This window comes from Curtobacterium sp. BH-2-1-1 (genome assembly GCF_001806325.1).
Lineage (GTDB): Bacteria > Actinomycetota > Actinomycetes > Actinomycetales > Microbacteriaceae > Curtobacterium.
On sequence record NZ_CP017580.1, the window covers coordinates 2903407 to 2924191 of the forward strand.

The 20785-nt window shown below is 71.8% G+C and carries 14 protein-coding genes and 1 tRNA gene; 11 read left to right on the plus strand and 4 right to left on the minus strand.

Going from position 1 to position 20785, the window contains the following annotated elements; all coding sequences use genetic code 11:
- Positions 1-157: 157 nt before the first annotated feature.
- Positions 158-1627: an amino acid permease gene (locus BJK06_RS13955; RefSeq protein WP_374115153.1), complete on the minus strand. Its 1470-nt coding sequence runs from the start codon at positions 1625-1627 to the stop codon at positions 158-160.
- 92 nt (positions 1628-1719) lie between these two features.
- Between BJK06_RS13955 and BJK06_RS13960 the strand changes: the two genes are divergently transcribed.
- The 7 genes from BJK06_RS13960 (at position 1720) to BJK06_RS13990 (ending at position 12034) form a co-directional block, all read left to right on the plus strand.
- Positions 1720-3612 (plus strand): ABC transporter ATP-binding protein, encoded by a 1893-nt coding sequence (locus BJK06_RS13960; RefSeq protein ID WP_070419494.1) that lies wholly within the window; start codon positions 1720-1722, stop codon positions 3610-3612.
- Between the two features lie 180 nt (positions 3613-3792).
- Complete coding sequence (locus BJK06_RS13965) at positions 3793-6018, plus strand: adenylate/guanylate cyclase domain-containing protein (protein ID WP_083295271.1); 2226 nt, start codon at positions 3793-3795, stop codon at positions 6016-6018.
- Positions 6015-7448, plus strand: coding sequence for a mechanosensitive ion channel domain-containing protein (locus tag BJK06_RS13970; RefSeq protein ID WP_070418391.1), 1434 nt, complete (start codon positions 6015-6017; stop codon positions 7446-7448). The genes BJK06_RS13965 and BJK06_RS13970 overlap by 4 nt, the downstream gene beginning before the upstream one ends.
- Positions 7449-7458: 10 nt before the next feature.
- A complete protein-coding gene (locus tag BJK06_RS13975; protein ID WP_070418392.1) occupies positions 7459-8823 on the plus strand; it encodes a cystathionine beta-synthase in 1365 nt (454 codons plus the stop codon).
- A gap of 47 nt (positions 8824-8870) precedes the next feature.
- Positions 8871-10016 (plus strand): cystathionine gamma-synthase, encoded by a 1146-nt coding sequence (locus tag BJK06_RS13980; RefSeq protein ID WP_070418393.1) that lies wholly within the window; start codon positions 8871-8873, stop codon positions 10014-10016.
- Between the two features lie 73 nt (positions 10017-10089).
- Entirely contained in the window at positions 10090-11478 is a 1389-nt protein-coding gene (locus BJK06_RS13985; protein ID WP_083295272.1) for an MFS transporter, read from the plus strand.
- Positions 11479-11488: 10 nt separating this feature from the next.
- Positions 11489-12034 (plus strand): substrate-binding domain-containing protein, encoded by a 546-nt coding sequence (locus BJK06_RS13990; RefSeq protein WP_175473677.1) that lies wholly within the window; start codon positions 11489-11491, stop codon positions 12032-12034.
- Positions 12035-12053: 19 nt separating this feature from the next.
- On the opposite strand, the gene BJK06_RS13995 is transcribed toward BJK06_RS13990, so the two are convergent.
- On the minus strand, positions 12054-12635 hold the full coding sequence (locus BJK06_RS13995) for a TetR/AcrR family transcriptional regulator (protein ID WP_070418395.1): 582 nt from the start codon (positions 12633-12635) through the stop codon (positions 12054-12056).
- Between the two features lie 271 nt (positions 12636-12906).
- On the opposite strand from BJK06_RS13995, the gene BJK06_RS14000 reads away from it, so the two are divergent.
- Positions 12907-14163, plus strand: a complete 1257-nt coding sequence (locus tag BJK06_RS14000) for a multidrug effflux MFS transporter (RefSeq protein WP_070419497.1) — start codon at positions 12907-12909, stop codon at positions 14161-14163.
- Between the two features lie 62 nt (positions 14164-14225).
- On the plus strand, positions 14226-16196 hold the full coding sequence (locus tag BJK06_RS14005; protein ID WP_070419498.1) for a helicase HerA-like domain-containing protein: 1971 nt from the start codon (positions 14226-14228) through the stop codon (positions 16194-16196).
- Between the two features lie 4 nt (positions 16197-16200).
- Here the strand turns inward: BJK06_RS14005 and BJK06_RS14010 are convergent, their stop codons facing one another.
- Both BJK06_RS14010 and BJK06_RS14015 read right to left on the minus strand, forming a co-directional pair.
- Positions 16201-16842 (minus strand): hypothetical protein, encoded by a 642-nt coding sequence (locus BJK06_RS14010; RefSeq protein ID WP_070418396.1) that lies wholly within the window; start codon positions 16840-16842, stop codon positions 16201-16203.
- Positions 16843-17152: 310 nt separating this feature from the next.
- A tRNA-Ser gene (locus BJK06_RS14015) sits at positions 17153-17240 on the minus strand.
- 120 nt (positions 17241-17360) lie between these two features.
- Here BJK06_RS14015 and pta point away from each other — a divergent pair.
- A complete protein-coding gene (pta, locus tag BJK06_RS14020; protein ID WP_070418397.1) occupies positions 17361-19469 on the plus strand; it encodes a phosphate acetyltransferase in 2109 nt (702 codons plus the stop codon).
- A 52-nt stretch (positions 19470-19521) separates the two neighbouring features.
- The gene (locus tag BJK06_RS14025) at positions 19522-20718 is read left to right on the plus strand and encodes an acetate/propionate family kinase (RefSeq protein WP_070418398.1); all 1197 of its coding nucleotides are present in this window, start codon (positions 19522-19524) and stop codon (positions 20716-20718) included.
- Positions 20719-20785 lie beyond the last annotated feature (67 nt).

Below are 20785 nucleotides of genomic sequence, written 5' to 3' on the forward strand. Positions count from 1 at the left end.
CGAAGCGACACGCTGCCGCCGAGGCTCGACGTCTGTGCGGCGAGAGCGACACGTTCGCGCCGAAGCCCGGCGGGAACCTGTCGCTTTCGCGGACGAGCGGCGCAGCGGGCGGGCGGGTGGTCGGCCGGCCCGGGCGGCGGGCGGCGCCGCGCGCGCGTCAGCGCAGCGTGCTGTGGCGGCGGCCGTAGGCCAGGTAGAGCGCGGCGCCGGCGACCATCCAGATGCCGAAGGCGATCCAGGTGCCGATGCCGAGGAACACCGCGAGCAGCACGCAGCAGAGCGCGCCGATGATCGGCACGACGGGGAACAGCGGCACGCGGTACGACCGCTCGAGCGACGGCTGGGTCCGACGGAGCACGATGACCGACACGTTCACGAGGGCGAACGCCACGAGCGTGCCGATGCTCGTCGCGTCCGCGAGCTCCCCGAGCGGTACCAGTGCGGCGACGATCGTCACGACGACCCCGATGATGAGGGTGTTCCAGACCGGGGTGCCGGTGCGGTGCGAGACCCGGCCGAACACCTTCGGCACGAGTCCGTCGCGGGCCATCGTGAGCAGGATGCGGGTCTGCCCGTAGAGCACGGTGAGCACGACGCTCGCGATCGCGATGACGGCGCCGATCGAGAACACCAGGGCGACCCACGGCTGTCCGGTGACGTCGACGACGATGCGCACGAGCGAGGCCTCGGTCGACGAGAACGACGTCCACGAGCGGGCGCCGATGGCCGCGATCGCGACGAGGATGTACAGCGCCGTGATGAGCGCGATCGACCCGATGATCGCGCGGGGGAGGTCCCGCCGCGGGTTCTTCGCCTCTTCTCCGGCGGTCGACGCGGCGTCGAACCCGATGTACGAGAAGAACAGCCGGGACGCGGCCGCGGTGACCCCGGCGGCACCCATCGGTGCGAGCGGCTCGAAGTTCTGCGCCTGGAACGCCGAGAACGCCACGATGACGAAGAACACGAGCAGGGCGATCTTCACGATGACCATGACCGTGTTCACCCAGGCGCTCTCGCGCGCACCCGGGAGGAGGACCGCCGTGGCGAGCAGCACCAGGACGGCGGCCGGCAGGTTGACCATGCCGCCCTCGCCCGGAGGCGCCGACAGTGCGGTCGGCAGGTGCAGCCCGAACACCCGCAGGGTCTCGTCGACGTACTCGCTCGCGCCGACCGCCACGGCGGCCACGGAGACGGCGTACTCGAGCACGAGGCACCAGCCGCACACCCAGGCGATGCCCTCGCCCATGGTGGCGTAGGTGTACGAGTAGCTCGACCCGGACGTCGGCACGGCACCCGCCATCTCGGCGTACGACAGCGCCGAGAGGAGGGCGGCGACACCGGCGACGACGAAGGAGATCCAGACCGCGGGACCGGCGAGCGGCACGGCGGTCCCGAGGACGACGAGGATGCCGGTGCCGAGCGTGGCGCCGACACTGATCATCGTGAGGTGCCAGACCCCGAGCGACCGCCGGAGCGGCTCGCCGTCCACCCCCGCCGAGGCCTCGGCCTGCAGCTGCTCGATCGGCTTCCGTCGGGCGAGCTGTGCGCGGAGGGACGTGGGGCGGGTGGGCGCGGACGTCAATGGGACCTCGAGTGGTGCGGGGAAGGGGACGGGAAATGGTCGCATGCCCCCTGAACGGGGTCAAATGAGCCACGGCGGCCCGATGTCCCACCCCGGGGCTAGGTTTGCAGCATGGATCGGGGTGACGCGTCGTGAGCATGCACGGCGGGATGCGCGGCGGCGGCGGCGGCGGTGGTGGCGGTCGCGGTGGCGGTCGGATCTCCAGTGGCGACTTCGAAGCGCAGAAGGCCGCCAACGCCGAGGCGCCCAAGATCCCGAACCTCCTCAAGCGCATCGCCGGGCTGTTCGTGCCGCACCGGAACGCGATCATCCTGACCGTCGTACTGGTGCTGATCGGCGCCGCGATCTCCGTCGTCCCACCGCTCCTCACCCAGCGGGCGTTCGACGAGGGGCTCTTCCCGAAGGGCGGCGGCGGGCCCGACCTGCCCGTGCTGTACGTCCTCGTCGGCGCCATGGTGGTGCTCTGGATCGCGAGCGCGGGGATCGGCGTCTGGCAGACCTACCTCACCGCGACGGTCGGCAACAAGGTCATGGGCGCGATGCGCATGCGGCTGTTCGGACACCTCCAGCGCATGGAGCTCGCGTTCTTCACCCGCACGAAGACCGGTGTCATCCAGTCCCGCCTGCAGAACGACGTCGGTGGCGTCGCGAGCGTGCTCAACAACACGATCTCGTCGATCCTCGGCAACACGGTGACGGTGATCGCCGCCGTCGTCGCGATGCTGCTCCTCAGCTGGCAGATGACCCTCGTCGCGGTCGTCCTGCTGCCCCTCCTCGTGATCGCGCAGCGACGGGTCGGCCAGGTCCGCGCCAAGATCGCCGCGCAGACACAGGAGTCGCTGTCGGACATGACCGCGATCACGCAGGAGGCACTGAGCGTCTCCGGCATCCTGCTCGCGAAGAGCTTCAACCAGCAGCGTGCGGAGACGCAGCGGTACGGCAACGAGAACCGCAACCAGATCCGCCTGCAGGTCCGTCAGCAGATGTCCGGTCAGTGGTTCTTCGCGATCGTGTCGATCTTCCTGTCGATCATCCCGGCGATCATCTACGTCGTCGCCGCGTACCTCATCATCGGCGACGTGCCGATCACGGCCGGCACGATCGTGGCCTTCACCACCGTGCAGTCCCGGCTGCTGTTCCCGACCGTCGGCCTGCTCCGGGTCGTCCTCGACCTGCAGACCTCCGGCGCGCTGTTCGCCCGCATCTTCGAGTACCTCGACCTCCAGCCCGCCATCACGGACCCGCCCACGGCGAAGCCCGTCGACGAGTCCCGGGTGGGGCACGTCGCCTTCGACGACGTGACGTTCACCTACCCGGACGGCGAGGCGGACAAGCCGACCCTCCGCGGGGTGTCGTTCGAGCTCCAGCCCGGTCAGTTCGCCGCGTTCGTGGGGCCGTCGGGTGCGGGGAAGACGACCGTGTCGTACCTCGTGCCCCGGCTGTACGAGGCGACCGCGGGCTCGGTCCGGTTCGCCGGACAGGACGTCCGCGAGCTGGCGCACGAGGACCTCATGCGCCACGTCGGCATCGTCAGCCAGGAGACCTACCTCTTCCACGCCACCATCGGCGACAACCTGCGCTACGCCAAGCCGGACGCGACCGACGACGAGATCGAGCAGGCCGCGCGCGCGGCGAACATCCACGAGACGATCGCCTCGTTCCCGGACAGCTACGAGACGGTCGTCGGGGAGCGCGGCTACCGGCTGTCCGGCGGCGAGAAGCAGCGGATCGCGATCGCGCGGGTGCTGCTCAAGGACCCGCCGGTGCTCGTGCTCGACGAGGCGACGAGCGCCCTCGACTCGATCTCCGAGCGTGTCGTGCAGACGGCCCTCGACAACGCCGCGGCGGGCCGGACGACGATCTCGATCGCGCACCGGCTCTCGACGATCCGCGACGCCGACGTCATCTTCGTGCTCGACCACGGGCGGATCGTCGAGCAGGGTACGCACGAGGAGCTCCTCGAGCGGGACGGCACCTACGCGATGCTGCACCACCAGCAGAACGCCCCCGCCGACGCCGTCGGCAGCTGACACACCAGGCGCACCGCACGCGGGACGGGAGGCGCGGTGCGGCCCGCACCGCGCCTCCCGTCCGTCGCCGGGTCGCGACCACGGCGTTTTCCGGTCGACCCGACGGACACGAACGATGCTCGTGTGGTAGCTGTGAAGGAACCAGACGCAAGCGCACCGGGCCCCTGAGCGGAGTCCGAAGTGACAGCTGTCCCACCGACGTCCGACCCCATCCCGCCGACGGGCCCGATCGCCCCCGATGCACCACGCGTCGTCGAGGACGCGCCCCGCAAGAAGGGGAAGTTCCGCGCGTTCCTCACGAGCGGCTCCCTCGACATCCAGTCCAAGCTCCTCGTGATGCTCCTCGCGGTGAGCATCGTGGCGGCGCTGGTCGTGGGTGTCGTCGGCTACCTCAACGGCCGGAGCTCGCTCGAGGCCGCGGCGTTCAACCAGGTGACCTCGTTGCGCGAGGCGAGGATCACCGAACTGCAGCGCTCGTTCGGCCAGTTCACCCAGATGGTCGTCGCGCAGACCCGCAACGAGAGCGTCATCGGCGCGACGAAGGCCTTCGAGTCCGGGTGGGACGACCTGCAGTCGCGGCCGGTGTCCGACGACGACCACACGAAGGTCGAGGACTGGTACCGGGACTCCTTCGTCCCGCAGCTCGACGACCGCAACGGCGGCACCGCCAACCCGGACCAGTTCGCGCCGACCGAGGACCCGCAGGCCTACCTGCAGGCGCGGTACACGGCGCCGTTCACCGACTACGACAAGGCCATCGACCAGGACGACGCCGGGGACGGCAGTGCGTGGTCGGCGGCGCACGCCGAGTACCAGCCGTACTTCAAGCAGGCGGTCGAGGCCGCCGGGTACGAGGACCTCCTGCTCATGGACACCGACGGGGACGTCGTGTACTCGGCGTACTCCGGCGCGGACCTCGGCACGAACCTCGAGAGCGGGCCCTACCGCGACTCGAACCTCACGACCGGGTACCAGCAGGCACTGCAGCTGACGAGCTCGGACGACTTCGTGGTGACGGACTTCGCGCGGTACGTGCCGAGCCTCAACGTCCCGACGCTCTGGGTGATGTCGCCGGTGGCCGAGGACGGCAAGATCATCGGGGTGATGGCCGTCCAGGTGCCGGTCGACCTCATCACGCAGGTCATGACGGGCAACGAGCAGTGGAAGGACGACGGCCTCGGGGACACCGGGGAGTCGTACCTCATCGGTGCCGACCACCTCATGCGGTCGTACCCGCGCCAGCTCATCGAGCACCCGAAGCAGTACCAGCGCGACGTCGTCGCTGCCGGGACGGCGCCCTCGACGGCGGCCCGCCAGGTCGCGGTGAAGGGCTCCGTGCTCCTGCAGGAGGTGAACACCACCCCGGTGACACGGGCGCTGCAGGGCAAGTCCGGCACCGTGATCTCGACCGACTACCGCGGGAAGGAAGTACTCGCGGCGTACGCGCCGCTCGAGGTCGACGGGCTCCGCTGGGTCGTCGTGGCGCAGATGGACACCGCCGAGGCGTTCGCCCCGGTGAACGACTTCGCCCGCAACATCGGCCTCGCGCTCGTCGGCATCATCGTCCTCGTCAGCCTGCTGTCGCTGCTGCTGGCCCAGGTGTTCGTCCGGCCGATCCGGCGGTTGCAGACCGCGGTGAACCGGGTCTCGTCCGGCGACCTCGGCGTCGAGGTGCAGACGAAGGCCGGCGACGAGATCGGCGACCTCGGACTCGCGTTCAACGACATGAGCCGCAGCCTCCAGGTGAAGCAGGACCTGCTCGACGAGCAGCGACGGCAGAACGACACCCTGCTGCTGACGCTCATGCCGGAGGAGGTCGCCCGTCGCTACAAGCAGGGCGACGAGACGATCGCGGCCGACCACCAGGACGTCGCCGTCGTCTACGCGGACATCATCGGGTTCGACGAGTTCGCCGCCGGCCTCACCGCCGAGGAGTCCCTGTCCCTCGTCAACGACGTCTGGCGCTCCCTCGACGAGGCGGCCACCCGCCACGGCGTCGAGCGGGTGCGCACGACCCGGAGCGGGTACCTCGCCAGCTGCGGCCTGAGCGTGCCGCGCGTGGACAACGTCCGCCGCGTCGTCGACTGGGCGGAGGAGGCGCAGGGCGTGCTCGAGCGATTCAACGCGCAGCACGGGTCGAAGATCGGGTTGCGCGCCGGCATCGACACCGGCCAGGTCACGAGCGGGCTCGTCGGGCGCTCGAGCATCGTCTACGACATGTGGGGCGACGCCGTCAGCCTGGCGTTGCGGGTGCAGGGGATCGCCCCGGCGCCGGGGGTGTACGCGACGCAGCGCGTGGTCGACAAGCTCGGCGACCGCGGGGGCGTGCAGGACGTCGGCGAGGTGCAGACGCAGGCCGGACCGCAGCGGGTCTGGAAGCTCGAGCGCACCGGAGCGGCGTCGTGACCGCGTTCTGGGAGCAGCCGTGGTTCTGGCCGGCGATCAGCGTCATCGTCGGCCTGCCGCTGCTGCTGCTCGTCCTGACCGAGCTGCAGTCGAACCTCGAGCGGCGAGGCAACTCGCTGCACAAGGTGGTCGGACTGCTGCGGAACGCCGTGGTGCCGATCATCGCGATCCTCGTCCTGTCCGTCCAGGTCACCGACGCGGTCGACCCGGGCAAGCCCGTGGTGAACCAGATCATCGGCACGGTGCTCGGGTTCCTCGTGATCGTGTTCGTCCTGAACGGGCTGAACATCGTCCTGTTCACGAACGCCCGGAAGGGCACCTGGCGCGAGAAGATCCCGTCGATCTTCGTGGACATCGCCCGCATCGTGCTCATCGCGCTCGGGCTGGCGCTGGTGTTCAAGATCGTCTGGGGCGCGGACGTCGGCGGGATCTTCACCGCGCTCGGTGTCGGCTCGCTCGTCATCGGCCTCGCGCTGCAGTCCGCCGTCGGTCCGGTGATCGCCGGGCTGTTCCTGCTGTTCGAGCAGCCGTTCCGGCTGGGGGACTGGCTCGACGCCGGTGGCGTGCGCGGCCGGGTGGTCGAGGTGAACTGGCGGTCGGTGCACATCGACACGGGCGCCGGGATCCTCATCATGCCGAACTCCTCGTTGGCGGGGGCGTCGTTCACGAACCTCAGCCGGACAGGAGGCACGTTCCCGGTCGCCACGGACGTCACGTTCACGACGGACGACCCTCCGGCAGCGGTGGTCGCCCTGCTGCAGCGGGTCGCGTCCGGCCTGCCCCAGCGGTACCCCGGCACGCAGCCGGTGGCGGTGCCGACCGGCGGATCGTCGTACACCGTGTCCTTCGAGGTCCGCGGACCGTCGCAGGAGGGCGATGCGCTCGCCCAGTTCCGGATGTGGCTCTGGTACGCCGCCCGGCGCGCAGGGCTCGGCCTCGACGGCGACACGACCGACGACTTCGTCACTGACGAGCGGCGGGACGCCGCCCTGGCGTCGATCGCGCCCACGCTGTACCTGACGGGCGACGACGGGGCCGCGCTGGCACCGCTCGTCCGGCTCGAGCGGTACGCCGCCGGCGAGACGATCGTCACGGCCGGCACGGTGCCCGACGCGGTCCGGTTCGTCCTGTCCGGCAGCGTCGACCTGCGCGTCCCGTTCGAGGACGCCGAGTTGCCGGCGACCCGCGTCGAGACCGGCGACTACCTCGGGCAGACGGCGTTGACCCGGGAGGCGCTGCTCACCACCGCCGTCGCGCTCACCGAGGTCGCGGTGCTGGTCGTGCCCGCCACCGCGCTCGACCAGATCGTGCGCGGCACGCCGGCGCTCGCCCGGGACATGGGGGAGGTCATCGACCGCCGCCGGCAGGAGGTCTCCGCGGCGGTGTCCGCCCACGTCGCATCCCAGCGGAAGACGGTGTCCGCCGCCTAGACTCGACCGCGTGCGTTACGCGAACTCCGTGGTCGACCTCGTCGGCGACACCCCGCTCGTCAAGCTCAACCGGGTGACCGAGGGGGTGCGCGCGACCGTCCTCGTGAAGGTCGAGTACCTCAACCCCGGTGGGTCGTCGAAGGACCGGATCGCCACCAGGATCATCGACGCGGCCGAGGCCTCCGGCGACCTGGGCCCCGGCGGCACCATCGTCGAGCCGACCTCCGGCAACACCGGTGTCGGCCTCGCGCTCGTCGCCCAGCAGCGCGGCTACCGCTGCGTGTTCGTCCTGCCCGACAAGGTCGGCGAGGACAAGCGGAACGTGCTCACCGCGTACGGCGCCGAGATCGTCGTCACGCCGACGGCCGTCCCGCCCGAGCACCCGGAGTCGTACTACTCGGTGTCCGACCGGCTGGTGCGCGAGATCCCCGGCGCCTACAAGCCGAACCAGTACGCCAACCCGAACGGCCCGCGCAGCCACTACGAGACCACCGGTCCGGAGATCTGGCGCGACACCGAGCAGCGCATCACGCACTTCGTCGCGGGTGTCGGCACCGGCGGCACCATCTCCGGCACCGGACGCTTCCTGAAGGAGGCCTCGGACGGCCGTGTCCGCATCGTCGGCGCCGACCCCGAGGGCTCCGTCTACTCGGGCGGCACCGGTCGCCCGTACCTGGTCGAGGGCGTCGGCGAGGACTTCTGGCCGACCGCGTACGACCCCGGGGTCCCCGACGAGATCATCGCCGTGTCGGACGCCGACTCGTTTGCGATGACCCGTCGGCTCGCCCGTGAAGAGGGCCTGCTCGTCGGTGGCTCGAGCGGCATGGCGGTCGTCGCCGCGCTCCGCGCCGCCCGCGACCTCACCGAGGACGACGTGGTCGTGGTGCTCCTGCCGGACGGCGGCCGCGGCTACCTCGGCAAGATCTTCAACGACCGGTGGATGCGCTCCTACGGCTTCGCCGAGACCGACGACGAGCGCACCGTGGGGTCGCTCATCGCGGGCAAGGACGGCCGGCTGCCCGACCTCGTCCACGCCCACCCGGCGGACACCGTGCGCGAGGTCGTCGACATCATGACGAAGTACGGCGTCTCGCAGATGCCCGTGCTCAGCGCCGAACCGCCCGTCGTCATCGGCGAGGTCGTCGGCGCGGTGGCGGAGAAGGACCTGCTCGAGCAGGTCTTCACCGGCGCCGCGAAGATGACGGACGCGCTGTCCGGGTTCGTGGGCGACCCGCTCCCGCTCATCGGCGTCGGCGAGTCGGTCTCGTCGGCGCGCCGTGCGCTCGAGTCGGCGGACGCCCTGCTCGTCGTCGAGGACGGCAAGCCCGTCACCGTGCTGACCCGCCACGACCTGCTCGCCTACCTGTCCGAGTGACCCGCATCCCGCGTGACGCCCCCGACCCAACGAGGAACGAAGCCCGCATGACCGAGTTCAGCACCCGCGCCGTCCACGCCGGACAGGAGCCCGACGGCCCCACCGGCGCCGTCATCCCCCCGATCCACCTCACGTCGACGTACGTGCAGGACGGTGTCGGCGGCATGCGGAACGGCTACGAGTACTCCCGCGCCGGCAACCCGACGCGCGACTCGCTGCAGACCCTCCTGGCGGACCTCGACGGCGGCGTCGCGGCGTACTCGTTCGCGTCCGGGCTCGCCGCCGAGGACGCCCTGCTGCGCGCCACGCTCGTCCCCGGTGCCCGCGTGGTGATGGGCAACGACGTGTACGGCGGGACCCACCGCCTGGTCAGCCGGTTGCACGTGCCGTGGGGCGTCGAGCTGGTGGTCGTCGACATGAGCGACACCGACCGCGTCCGTGCCGCGCTCGAGGATGCTCCGGCGCAGACCGTCCTCTGGGTCGAGACGCCGACGAACCCGCTCATGAAGATCGCCGACATCGCCGCGCTCGCCGAGATCGGCCACGCGGCCGGTGCCGTGGTCGTCGTCGACAACACCTTCGCGTCGCCGTACCTGCAGCAGCCGCTGTCGCTCGGCGCCGACGTCGTCGTGTACTCGACGACGAAGTACCTCGGCGGCCACTCCGACGTCGTCGGCGGCGCCGTGGTGCTCGCCGACGAGGAGCTCGCCGCGAAGGTGCAGTTCCTGCAGTTCGGCGCCGGGGCGATCTCGTCGCCGTTCGACGCGTTCCTCACCACGCGCGGCATCAAGACCCTCGCGGTCCGGATGGAGCGGCACTCGCGGAACGCCCAGGCGGTGGCCGAGGCACTCGTCGGGGCTCCGGGTGTCGAGCGCGTGTACTACCCGGGGCTCGCCGAGCACCCCGGCCACGACGTCGCGGCACGCCAGATGCGCGGCTTCGGGGGCATGCTCTCGGCCGCGCTGAGCGGTGGACCCGAGGCAGCGCGCCGTTTCGCGGAGTCGACCGAGGTGTTCGCGCTCGCCGAGTCGCTCGGCGGGGTCGAGTCGCTCATCGGGTACCCGTCCGAGATGACGCATGCGTCGGTGAAGGGCACGGAGCTGGCGGTGCCGGAGAACGTCGTGCGCCTGTCCGTCGGCATCGAGGACGCCGGCGACCTCGTGGCGGACCTCCAGCAGGCGCTCGCGCGCTGACCCGCTCGACGGCGGTGGCGGGCCCGACCTCGGCGGCCCGCCCGGCGTCGGTGGGCGGCCCTACGATGATCGGGTGAGCACCGCGGCGACGAGGACCAGTCTGTTCAGCGGACCGTACGCCCTCGCCACCGTCGGCATGGTCGCGATCGTCGCAGTCGCGGCGTTCCAGAACCTGGCGATGACGACCGTCATGCCGGAGATCAGCCGCGACCTCGACGGCGAGACCCTCTACGCGCTGGCCTTCGCCGCACCCCTGGCTGCCGGCGTGCCGGGCATGGTCCTCGCGGGCAACTGGACCGACCGCGCGGGTGGGCGCATCGTGGCGTGGGTGTCGGCCGGGCTCTTCGCCGTCGGCACCGCCGTCGTCATGCTGGCCCCGACGATGGAGGTCTTCCTCGTCGGCCGGCTCGTCGAGGGCTTCGGTGCCGGCGCGATCGACGTCGTGCTCTACGTCCTCGTCGCGCGGATCTTCCCCGCCGACCTGCACGGCCCGGTGTTCGCCGGGTTCGCCGCCGCGTGGGTGGTGCCGGCGCTCGTCGGTCCGGCGCTCGCGGGCATCGTCACCGACGTCTGGAACTGGCACTGGGTGTTCGCCGGTGCACTCGTCATCGCGGTCGGCGCGTTCTCGCTGCTCGTCCCGACCCTCGGCCGGCTGCACCCACCCGCACCCGAGCTCCGTCCGGCGTGGCAGCGGTCCCGGATCGGCTGGTCGGTCGCCGCCGCGGTGGCGATCCTGCTGCTCAACGTCGCCCCGGACCTCAGCGCGTGGGCGCGGCTCGCCGCCGTGCTCATCGGCCTCGTCGGGACGTGGTCCGCACTCCGCCCGCTGCTGCCCGCCGGCACCTTCCGCGCCGCCCCCGGGCTGCCGTCGGTGATCCTGTTGCGGGGGCTCGTCGCAGCCTCGTTCTTCGGCAGCGAGGCGTACGTGCCGTTCCTGCTGCAGGCGAAGGACGGCCTGTCCGCCTCGGCGGCGGGGCTCGCGCTGACGGTCGCGGCACTCAGCTGGGCCGGGTCGAGCTGGCTGCACGGACGGCTGGGCGAGGAACGGCTCACCGCGACCCGGACCTTCGCGATCGGGCTCGCGCTCGTGCTCGTCAGCCTGCTCACGGCGCTGACGGTCGCCACGTTCGGTCTGCCGTGGTGGCTGCTCGTGGTCGGGTGGTTCGTCGGCGGCGCGGGCATGGGGGCGATCTACCCGCGGACCTCGATGCTGACGCTGCGCTTCTCCGGCGAGGGCGACGACGGGTTCGCGAGCTCGGCCCTGACCATCGCCGACGCCTCGGGCAGCGTGATCGGGCTCGCCGTCACCGGGCTGCTGTTCATCGGGACGGGCGGTGCCGACGCCGCGGTGTCGTTCCCGCTCGTGTTCGGCGGCATGACCCTGATCGCGGTGCTCGCCGTCGCCGCGGTCCGTCGCCTCGGCCCCGTCCCGGCACCGTCCGTCGTCGCGGTGGGCGGGTAGCGTGGCGGTCGTGCTCCTCCGCGTCGTCACCGCCACCGTCGTCATCGGTGCGGCCCTCGCCCTGGCCGGCTGTCAGGGCACGACGTCGGCCGCGCCCACGCCGGTGCAGAGCACGGACCTGACCAGCTCCGACGGCGGGTTCGACCGGCACGCGGTCATCGGCGTGGTCCTCGAACCCGGGCAGGACACGCTCGGCGCAGACCTGCGGTCCGGACTGGCCGACGCCGGCTTCGACCCGGACGTGCGCGTCGCACCGGCCGACGGCTCCGCCGCCGCGCAGCGCACCGCGGTGGACCAGCTCGTCCGTACGGGCGCGAAGGCGTTGCTCGTGCGGGCGGTCGACGCCTCGGCGCTGACCGGGGTCATCCAGACGGCGCACGACGCCGGTGTCGTCGTGGTGTCGCTGGGGGACCCGCTGCCGACGAGTGGCACGGGCGGCGACGGCGTCTCCGCGGACTACCGGGTGCCGGCCGGCGACGACCAGGCCGACCTCGTCAGCGGGGCCGTCGACGTGGTCGAGTCGCTCCAGCGCGGCGAGAAGCCCACGACCGACTGACGTCCGTCGGGCAGGGCGGTCAGCGCCACCACGACGGGAACGACAGCACGATCGTGTCGACCAGTGCCTTCCGCGACCGTCGCGGTCCGGCGAGCCAGGCCTCGATCGCGCCGACGAAGCCCTGCGCCACGAAGCCCGCGGCGACGTCGTCGAGGAGTTCCGGCCGGTGCTCGCGCTCGAGCGTCCGGATGTGCTGCTCGCTCGACACCGTGAAGTGCTCCACGAGGAGTCGGTGCAGCGACGCGTCGTTCGGGTCCGGCAGCGCCTTGCCGTAGATCTCGCGGTGCGCGACGACGTGCTCGACGACGGCGTTGATGCCGCGTCGGGTGATCGTCGCGAACTCGTCGACGCCGGCACCCCGGGCGAACGCCGCGCGTCGGACCTCGGCGTCGTCCTCGCGGATGCGGTCGAGCTCCGGCGTGAGGACGTCGGCGAGCAACGACCCGGGGGAGACCGCGTGCGAGTAGAACGTGGCGCGGTTGATGCCGGCCGCCCGGGTGACGTCGGCGACCGTGATCTCGGACACCGGCCGGTCGGCGGCCAGTCGCAGGATTGCCTCGCGCAGGGCAGCGGTCGTGTGCAGGATGCGGGCATCCACCATGACGCCACCCCCTTCTGATCCGGTTCCGTCCCGCCGGTGTTCCGGCGGAACGGGCGGGACGACGTCCGCCGGCGGTCGACCGGCGGCGAGCAGTCCGACGGTACCGCATGTGCCGCGTCCGATCGGGGCGGGAGCCGTGGCAACACGCGGGAGAACGCCCCGGACTGCTGCGGTGGTGCTCGGGGGACCCGTAGGATGGTTCCGCGGACGAATCGATTCGATCGACGCCGCGATCACCTCCCCACCCCTCACCGTCGAAGGACTCCTGCTCGTGACCGCGCCCGCCACCACCGGTTCGCTCCGTGTCGTCCTGCACCCGGGAGACGCGCTCTCCCGCCGGCAGCGACTCGTCTACGTCTTCGTCCTGGGCGCCCTCACCGCGCTCGGACCGTTCACGATCGACCTCTACCTGCCGGCGTTCCCGTCGCTCAAGGACGAGTTCGGCATCACCGACGGGGCGGTGCAGCTCACCCTCACCGCGACGACGCTCGGCTTCGCGGCCGGACAGCTGCTGGTCGGCCCGTGGAGCGACAAGGTCGGTCGCCGGCTCCCGCTCATCATCGCGACGAGTCTGCACGTCGCAGCATCGCTCGGAGCCGCACTGGCGCCGAATGTCGAGGTGCTGGCGCTCTTCCGCGTCCTGCAGGGCATGGGTGCAGCGGCCGGTGGCGTCGTGGCGATGGCGACCGTGCGCGACCTGTTCGGCGGCAAGCCGCTCGTGCGGATGCTGTCCCGCCTCGCGATGGTGAACGGCCTGGCGCCCATCCTCGCCCCGCTCATCGGCTCGCAGATGCTCCGGTTCGTGAGCTGGCACGGGATCTTCGTCTTCCTCGCCTGCTACGGCGCCGCTGTCGTGCTCGCCGCGGTCCTGCTCATCGTCGAGACGCTCCCGCCGGCACGTCGGCACGAGGCCGGGCACTCCACCATCGGGCAGCGGTACCGGGCGCTCTTCTCGGACCGCGTCTTCGTGGGGGTCGCGCTCATCGGGGCGATGGTCTTCAGCGGGCTCTTCTCGTACCTCAGCGCGTCACCGTTCCTGTTCCAGGGCCTGTACGGGCTCGACGCGCAGCAGTACGGTCTGCTGTTCGCGGTGAACTCGGTCGGCGTCGTCGTCGGCGTGCAGGTCTCCGCGCGGTTGGCGCAGCGCGTCGGACCGCAGTGGATCCTCGCGTGCTCGACCGCGACCCTGTTCCTCGCCGCCGTCGCGATCATGGTGCTCGACCAGCTCGGCGCCGGACTCGTCGGGGTGCTCGTGCCGCTCTGGTTCTTCATCGCCGCGTGCGGCTTCTCGTTCCCGCTCGTCCAGGTGATCGGGCTCGCCGCCCACGGCAAGGAGGCCGGCACCGCCGCCTCGCTCCTCGGCGCGCTGAACTTCGGCGTGGCGGGGATCATCTCGCCCGTGGTCGGGTGGATCGGCATCACCACGGCGACCCCGATGGCAGTGGTGATGGCGTGCACGTCGGCCGTCGCGATCGTGCTGCTCTGGGCGGTCGTCCGACCGAGGACGGTCCCGGCGCTCACGCACTGACCGTCGCACGGTGCCACGGCACGCGCCGGACAGGAGTGTCCGGCCGTTCGTATGCTGTGGACATGAGCGACGTGGTGGCGCAGGCACGGGCAGCGGCCGAGGCCGCGAAGCAGGCGGCCGACGAGGCCCGGCGCCTCGCGGACGAGGCGGTGCAGCGGGCGGAGGAACTCGCCGCCGCGGTGGCGCAGGGCCAGGAGGCGCGGCTCGAGCCCGACGCGGAACCGGCGGTCGTCGACTCGCCGGCCCCGGCGGTGGACGCGACCGCCCCGGCGGGCGAGCCGACGTCGACGGCCGGCACCGTGCCTCCCGAGCCGACCACCACCGAGGGGCCGCTCGGCGCGGACGCCGTCGCGGCGATCCGCGCCGGCTACGAGGTCGAGGGCAGCGCGCTGCAGCTCGGTGCCCTCGTGAACGGCGCCGCGGTGCCCGACGTGCAGGTCCGGATCCCGCTCGGCATGCTCAACCGACACGGTCTCGTCGCGGGCGCGACCGGCACGGGCAAGACGCGCACGCTGCAGGTCCTCGCCGAGCAGATCGCCGCGAACGGGGTGCCCGTCTTCGCCGCCGACATCAAGGGCGACCTGTCCGGGCTGGCGGTCGCGGGCACGCCGAACGACAAGCTCCTCGCGCGCACCGCCGGGATCGGCCAGGAGTGGCGCGCGGTGGCGAGCGAGGCGGAGCTCTACTCGCTCGGCGGGCAGGGGACCGGCGTGCCGATCCGTGCGACCGTGTCCGGGTTCGGACCGCTCCTGCTGTCGAAGGTGCTCGGGCTGAACGACACGCAGGAGTCCTCCCTCGGGCTCGTGTTCCACTACGCGGAGCGGGCCGGGCTGCCGCTCGTCGACCTGTCCGACCTGCGGAGCGTGCTGACCTTCCTCGTGAGCGACCAGGGCAAGGCGGAGCTCGCCGAGCTCGGCGGGCTGTCGAAGCAGACCGCCGGGGTGATCCTCCGCGAGCTGATCACCTTCGCCGACAAGGGCGCCGACCAGTTCTTCGGCGAGACGGAGATCGACACGACCGTGTTCCTCCGCACCGCCGCCGACGGCCGGGGGATCGTCAGCCTGCTCGAGGTGCCCGGCGTGCAGGACCAGCCCGAGGTCTTCTCGACGTTCCTGATGTGGCTCCTCGCCGACCTCTTCAACGAGCTCCCCGAGGTGGGCGACCAGGACAAGCCGAAGCTCGTGTTCTTCTTCGACGAGGCGCACCTGCTCTTCAGCGGGGCGTCGGCGGACTTCCTCGAGCAGATCGTCCGCACGGTCCGGCTCATCCGTTCGAAGGGCGTCGGGATCTTCTTCGTCACGCAGACCCCGAAGGACGTCCCGAACGACGTGCTCGCCCAGCTCGGCTCGCGGATCCAGCACCAGCTGCGGGCGCACACCCCCGATGACGCGAAGGCGCTGCGCGCGACGGTGTCGACCTACCCGACGAGCGACTACGACCTCGGGGAGGTGCTGACCTCGCTCGCCACCGGTGAGGCGATCGTCACCGTGATGAACGAGAAGGGCGCGCCGACGCCGGTGGCCTGGACGCGCCTCCGCGCCCCCGAGGGCTCGATGGACCCGATGCCCGCGGCCGAGATGACGGCGCGGGTGCAGGCATCGCCGCTCCTGTCCACCTACGGCACGCGGCTCGATCCCGACTCGGCGTACGAGATGCTCGCCCGCCGGATGGAGGCCGCCGCTGCGGACGCGGCTGCCGCGGACGCCGAGAAGGCCGCGGCGACCGCTGCCGCCGAGGCGGAGAAGGAGGCGGCCCGCGCCGCTGCCGCCGCAGCGAAGGAGGCCGCGGCGAAGGAGAAGACCGAGGCGCGCGAACGGGCCGCGGCGCAGAAGGAGTACGAGCGGGCGCAGCGGGAGTTCGAGCGAGCCGAACGGGCGGCCGATGCGCGGCGGTCGGGGCGCACGTCGTCCCGGACGACGACGTCACGGAAGGCGGACGACCCGCTGTCGGACCTGCTCGGGTCCGGGCTGGGCAGGACGATCGCCAAGGAGGTCGTGCAGGGGATCTTCTCGACCCTGCGCCGCCGTCGCTGAGGGGTCAGCCGAGGAGGCCGGTGGTCTCGACCACGAGCAGCCCGGCGACCGCGAGGACCGCCACCGCACCGACGGCGACGTACGCCCCGCGCTGCTCGTACCAGGACCGGCTCGCCGGGTAGCGCCGCACGAACTCGCGGATCGACATCGGCCGGGTCTCGTCGGTGACCTGCACGCCGAGGGCGTCCACGATGCTGTCGATGCCGGCGTCGCTCCAGGTGTCGGCGCGGAGGCGGAACAGGTGGGCGCCGGCGGCGTCGAGCGCGATGAGCTCGCGCGTCGTGCGCTCGACCGCGCTGCCGTACGTGGTGGCGAGGACCAGGCTGTGGACGCGGTCGCGGTCCACCCGCCGGTTCTGCGTGAGGACGCCGCGCACCGTGATCGCCACCGGGTCGATGCCGATGAACGCGGTGCCGAGGCGCACGAAGACGACGGCGACGGCGGCCGCGAGCAGGATGACCGCACCCGTGACGACCGGCCAGAGGCGCATCGGGAGGGAGACCCAGACGAGGGCGACGGCGAGGGGGACGGCCGAGAACACGACGCTCAGGATCGTCGAGCGCACGAGCGAGCGACGCGGCCGGAGGACCACGTCGTACACGGTCGCGCTCGGCCGAGCTGCTGCCGGCGCCGTCAGGTCCCCCACGTGGACTCCTCGTCCCTCGGGTGCCCGGGCAGCGTTCGACGCTCGCCCGGGGAGCGCGCCCCTGCCGCTCCGTGCACCGTGTCCGACCCGTCCCGGGGTCGTTCGTCTGGGCAGTCTAGGCGACCGACGGGTATCGGGGACAGCCCGTTCCACCCCTCGGCATCGTTTCCCGGCCAGTCCATGGCGAACGGGGTTCGGCGGGGTCCGCCGGGTGGGGGACCGTCCTGTCCGGAGTGCGCCGGAGTGCGCCGGAGTGCTCCGGACGACGAACGCCCCGGGAACCGATCGGTTCCCGGGGCGTTCCGTGCTCTGGCGGAGAATGGGGGATTCGAACCCCCGAGGGCTTGCACCCAACACGCTTTCCAAGCGTGCGCCATAGGCCACTAGGCGAATTCTCCTGGCGCCGTCTTCCGACGACGACACCCAATGGTACAGGTTCTCCGGAGTGCTCACGACCGCGTGTCGGAAGTGCCGGGGCTCCCAGATGTCGTGCCGTGTGCGCCGACTACCCTGGACGCGTGTCGACCCGCATCTACATCACGTCAGCAGAAGGACACACGGGCAAGAGCACCGTCGCCCTCGGTGTCCTCGAGACCCTCGCACGCTCGGTCGGACGGGTCGGGGTGTTCCGACCGGTCGCCCGCTCCGTCGACGAGCCGGACTACGTGCTCGAGCTCCTGCTGCAGCACACCGCGGTCGGCATCTCCTACGACGACGCGGTCGGCGTCACCTACGACGACGTGCACGCCGACCCGGACGCGGCGCTCGCGACGATCGTCACCCGCTTCGCCCAGGTCGAGCGGCAGTGCGACGCGGTCGTGGTGCTCGGGTCGGACTACACCGACGTCGGCAGCCCGACGGAGCTGTCGTTCAACGCCAAGGTCGCGGTCAACCTGGGCGCTCCGGTGCTGCTCGTGCTCGGTGGCCGCGACGCCGCCGAACGCGGTGCCCGCACCCCCGAGGACATGGCCCAGGTCGCCGACGTCACGACGAGCGAGCTCCGCGCCGCGCACGCCCAGCTGTTCGGCATCGTCGTGAACCGTGCCGACCCCGATGCCCTGCCGTCGGTCGTGTCGAGCGTCCGGCAGGCGGTCAGCGACGACCACCCCGACCTGCCCGTGTGGGCCATCCCCGAGGACCGCGTCCTCGTCGCCCCGACCGTCCGCGCCCTGCTCGAAGCCACCGGGGCGACCCTGGTGCGCGGCGACGGGGCGCTGCTCGACCGCGAGGCCCTCGGCACCGTCGTCGCCGGCATGAGCATGGAGAACGTCCTGCCGCGCCTGATCGAGGGCGGGATCGTCGTCGTCCCGGGGGACCGCAGCGACGTCCTCATCGCGACGCTCCTCGCGAACCAGTCCGAGACGTTCCCGAGCCTCGCCGGGGTGATCCTCAACGGCGGGTTCGAGACGGCACCGCAGATCTCCCGCCTGCTCGAGGGGCTGTCGAGCTCGCTGCCGATCGCGCAGAACGACCTCGGCACCTACGACACCGCGCTCCGCATCACCCAGACCCGCGGACGCCTCGCGGCGGACTCGCCCCGCAAGGCCGACCTCGCGCTCGCGCTGTTCGAGCAGCACGTCGACGCCGACGCCCTCCGCGACCGCCTGCAGCTCACGCCCTCCGGGGTCGTGACGCCGCTCATGTTCGAGCACGGACTGCTCGACCGGGCCCGCGGGTACGGCAAGCGCATCGTCCTGCCCGAGGGCGAGGACGACCGCATCCTCCGCGCCGCGTCCACGCTCCTGCAGCGTCAGGTGTGCGAGCTCACGATCCTCGGCGACCCCGCCGCGATCCGGACCCGGGCGACCGAGCTCGGCCTCGACCTCGACGCCGCACAGCTCGTCTCCCCGTTCGACCCCGAGCTCCGTGAGCGCTTCGCCGAGGAGTACACCCGCCTCCGGGCGCACAAGGGCATGTCGATCGAGCTCGCCCGCGACACCGTGACCGACGTGTCCTACTTCGGCACGATGATGGTGCAGCTCGGGCTCGCCGACGGCATGGTCTCCGGCGCGAAGCACACGACGGCGCACACGATCCGGCCGTCGTTCGAGATCATCAAGACCCGGCCGGACACCTCGATCGTGTCGAGCGTCTTCCTGATGGCCCTCGCCGACCGGGTCCTCGTCTACGGCGACTGCGCGGTCATCCCCGACCCCACGAGCGAGCAGCTCGCGGACATCGCGATCTCGTCCGCCGAGACCGCGACGCAGTTCGGCATCGACCCGCGCGTGGCGATGCTCAGCTACTCGACGGGCGACAGCGGCTCGGGAGCGGACGTCGACAAGGTCCGCGCCGGCACCGCCTTCGTGCGCGAGCGCCGCCCGGACCTGCTCGTCGAGGGGCCGATCCAGTACGACGCCGCCGCCGACCCGACGGTCGCGTCGACGAAGATGCCGGACTCGCCCGTCGCGGGTCGCGCCACGGTGTTCATCTTCCCCGACCTCAACACGGGCAACAACACGTACAAGGCCGTGCAGCGCTCGGCCGGTGCCGTGGCGATCGGCCCGGTCCTGCAGGGTCTGCGCAAGCCGATCAACGACCTCTCCCGCGGTGCGCTCGTCGGCGACATCGTCAACACCGTCGCGATCACCGCGATCCAGGCCGGCACCGCGACCGACGCGGGCTGACCCGCGCGACCCGCACCGCGCCTCCCGTCCGACCGAGAAAGTGACCCATCCCGTGACCGCAGCCCTCGTCGTGAACTCCGGATCGAGTTCGTTCAAGTACCAGCTCATCGAGCTCGAGGGGGAGCGCACGCTCGCCTCCGGGCTCGTCGAACGCATCGGCGAGTCGACGGGTGCGTGGAAGCACACCAACGCGCTCACGGGGGAGTCCTCGTCGAACGACTCGACCCCGGTGGCCGACCACGCGGCCGGCTTCCAGGCCATGATCGACGCCTTCGCGAAGGTCGGGCCGTCCTTCGACGAGCACCCGCCCGCCGTGGTCGGCCACCGCGTCGTGCACGGCGGCACCACCTTCGACCGGGCCACCGTGGTGACGGACGAGGTCGAGCAGCAGATCGAGGCGCTGAACAGCCTCGCGCCGCTGCACAACCCGGCGAACCTCGAGGGCATCCGCGCGGCGAAGCAGGTCTTCTCGGACGTGCCGCAGGTCGCCGTGTTCGACACCGCGTTCCACCAGACGATGCCGCCGCACGCCTACACGTACGCGATCCCGGCCGACCTCGCCGCGAAGTACGCGATCCGCCGCTACGGCATGCACGGGACGAGCCACAAGTACGTGTCCGAGCAGGCGGCAGAGTTCCTCGGCCGTCCGCTCGCTGAGCTCAAGACGATCGTGCTGCACCTCGGCAACGGGGCGTCCGCCGCGGCGATCGACGGTGGACGCTCGATCGAGACCTCGATGGGCCTCACCCCGCTCGAGGGTCTCGTGATGGGCACCCGCTCCGGAGACCTCGACCCCGCGGTCCTCATCCACCTCCACCGCGAGGCCGGGCTCTCCTTCGACGAGCTCGACACCATGCTCAACAAGGAGTCCGGGCTGCTCGGCCTGACCGGCAACGGGGACATGCGCGACGTGCAGGACGCGGCGCTGCACGGCGACGAGGTGGCCGAGGCGGCGCTCGCCGTCTACCGCCACCGCATCCGTCGGTACGTCGGCGCCTACACGGCGCAGCTCGGCGGGCTGGACGCGGTGGTCTTCACCGCGGGGGTCGGCGAGAACAACGCGCTGCTGCGCCGGCGCGTGCTCGCCGGGCTCGAGCACCTGGGCATCGAGATCGATGCGGACCGCAACGAGTTGGCATCTCGGGAGGCGCGGCGCATCTCCACGGACACGTCGCGCGTCGCGGTGCTCGTGATCCCGACGAACGAGGAACTGGAGATCGCCCGGCAGTCGGCTGCGGTCGCGCTCTGACGCACGGCGCGGCGCCGCGGGCGGCGGGCACGGCGCGCTTGCGGCGGGCGCGGCGCCGCGATCGAAC

Bases quoted from the DNA above. Each gene is read 5' to 3' on its own strand.
- BJK06_RS13955 (WP_374115153.1), bottom strand. From the start codon at position 1,627: ATGCGACCATTTCCCGTCCCCTTCCCCGCACCACTCGAGGTCCCATTG.
- BJK06_RS13960 (WP_070419494.1), top strand. From the start codon at position 1,720: ATGCACGGCGGGATGCGCGGCGGCGGCGGCGGCGGTGGTGGCGGTCGC.
- BJK06_RS13980 (WP_070418393.1), top strand. From the start codon at position 8,871: ATGACCGAGTTCAGCACCCGCGCCGTCCACGCCGGACAGGAGCCCGAC.
- BJK06_RS13995 (WP_070418395.1), bottom strand. From the start codon at position 12,635: ATGGTGGATGCCCGCATCCTGCACACGACCGCTGCCCTGCGCGAGGCA.
- BJK06_RS14005 (WP_070419498.1), top strand. From the start codon at position 14,226: ATGAGCGACGTGGTGGCGCAGGCACGGGCAGCGGCCGAGGCCGCGAAG.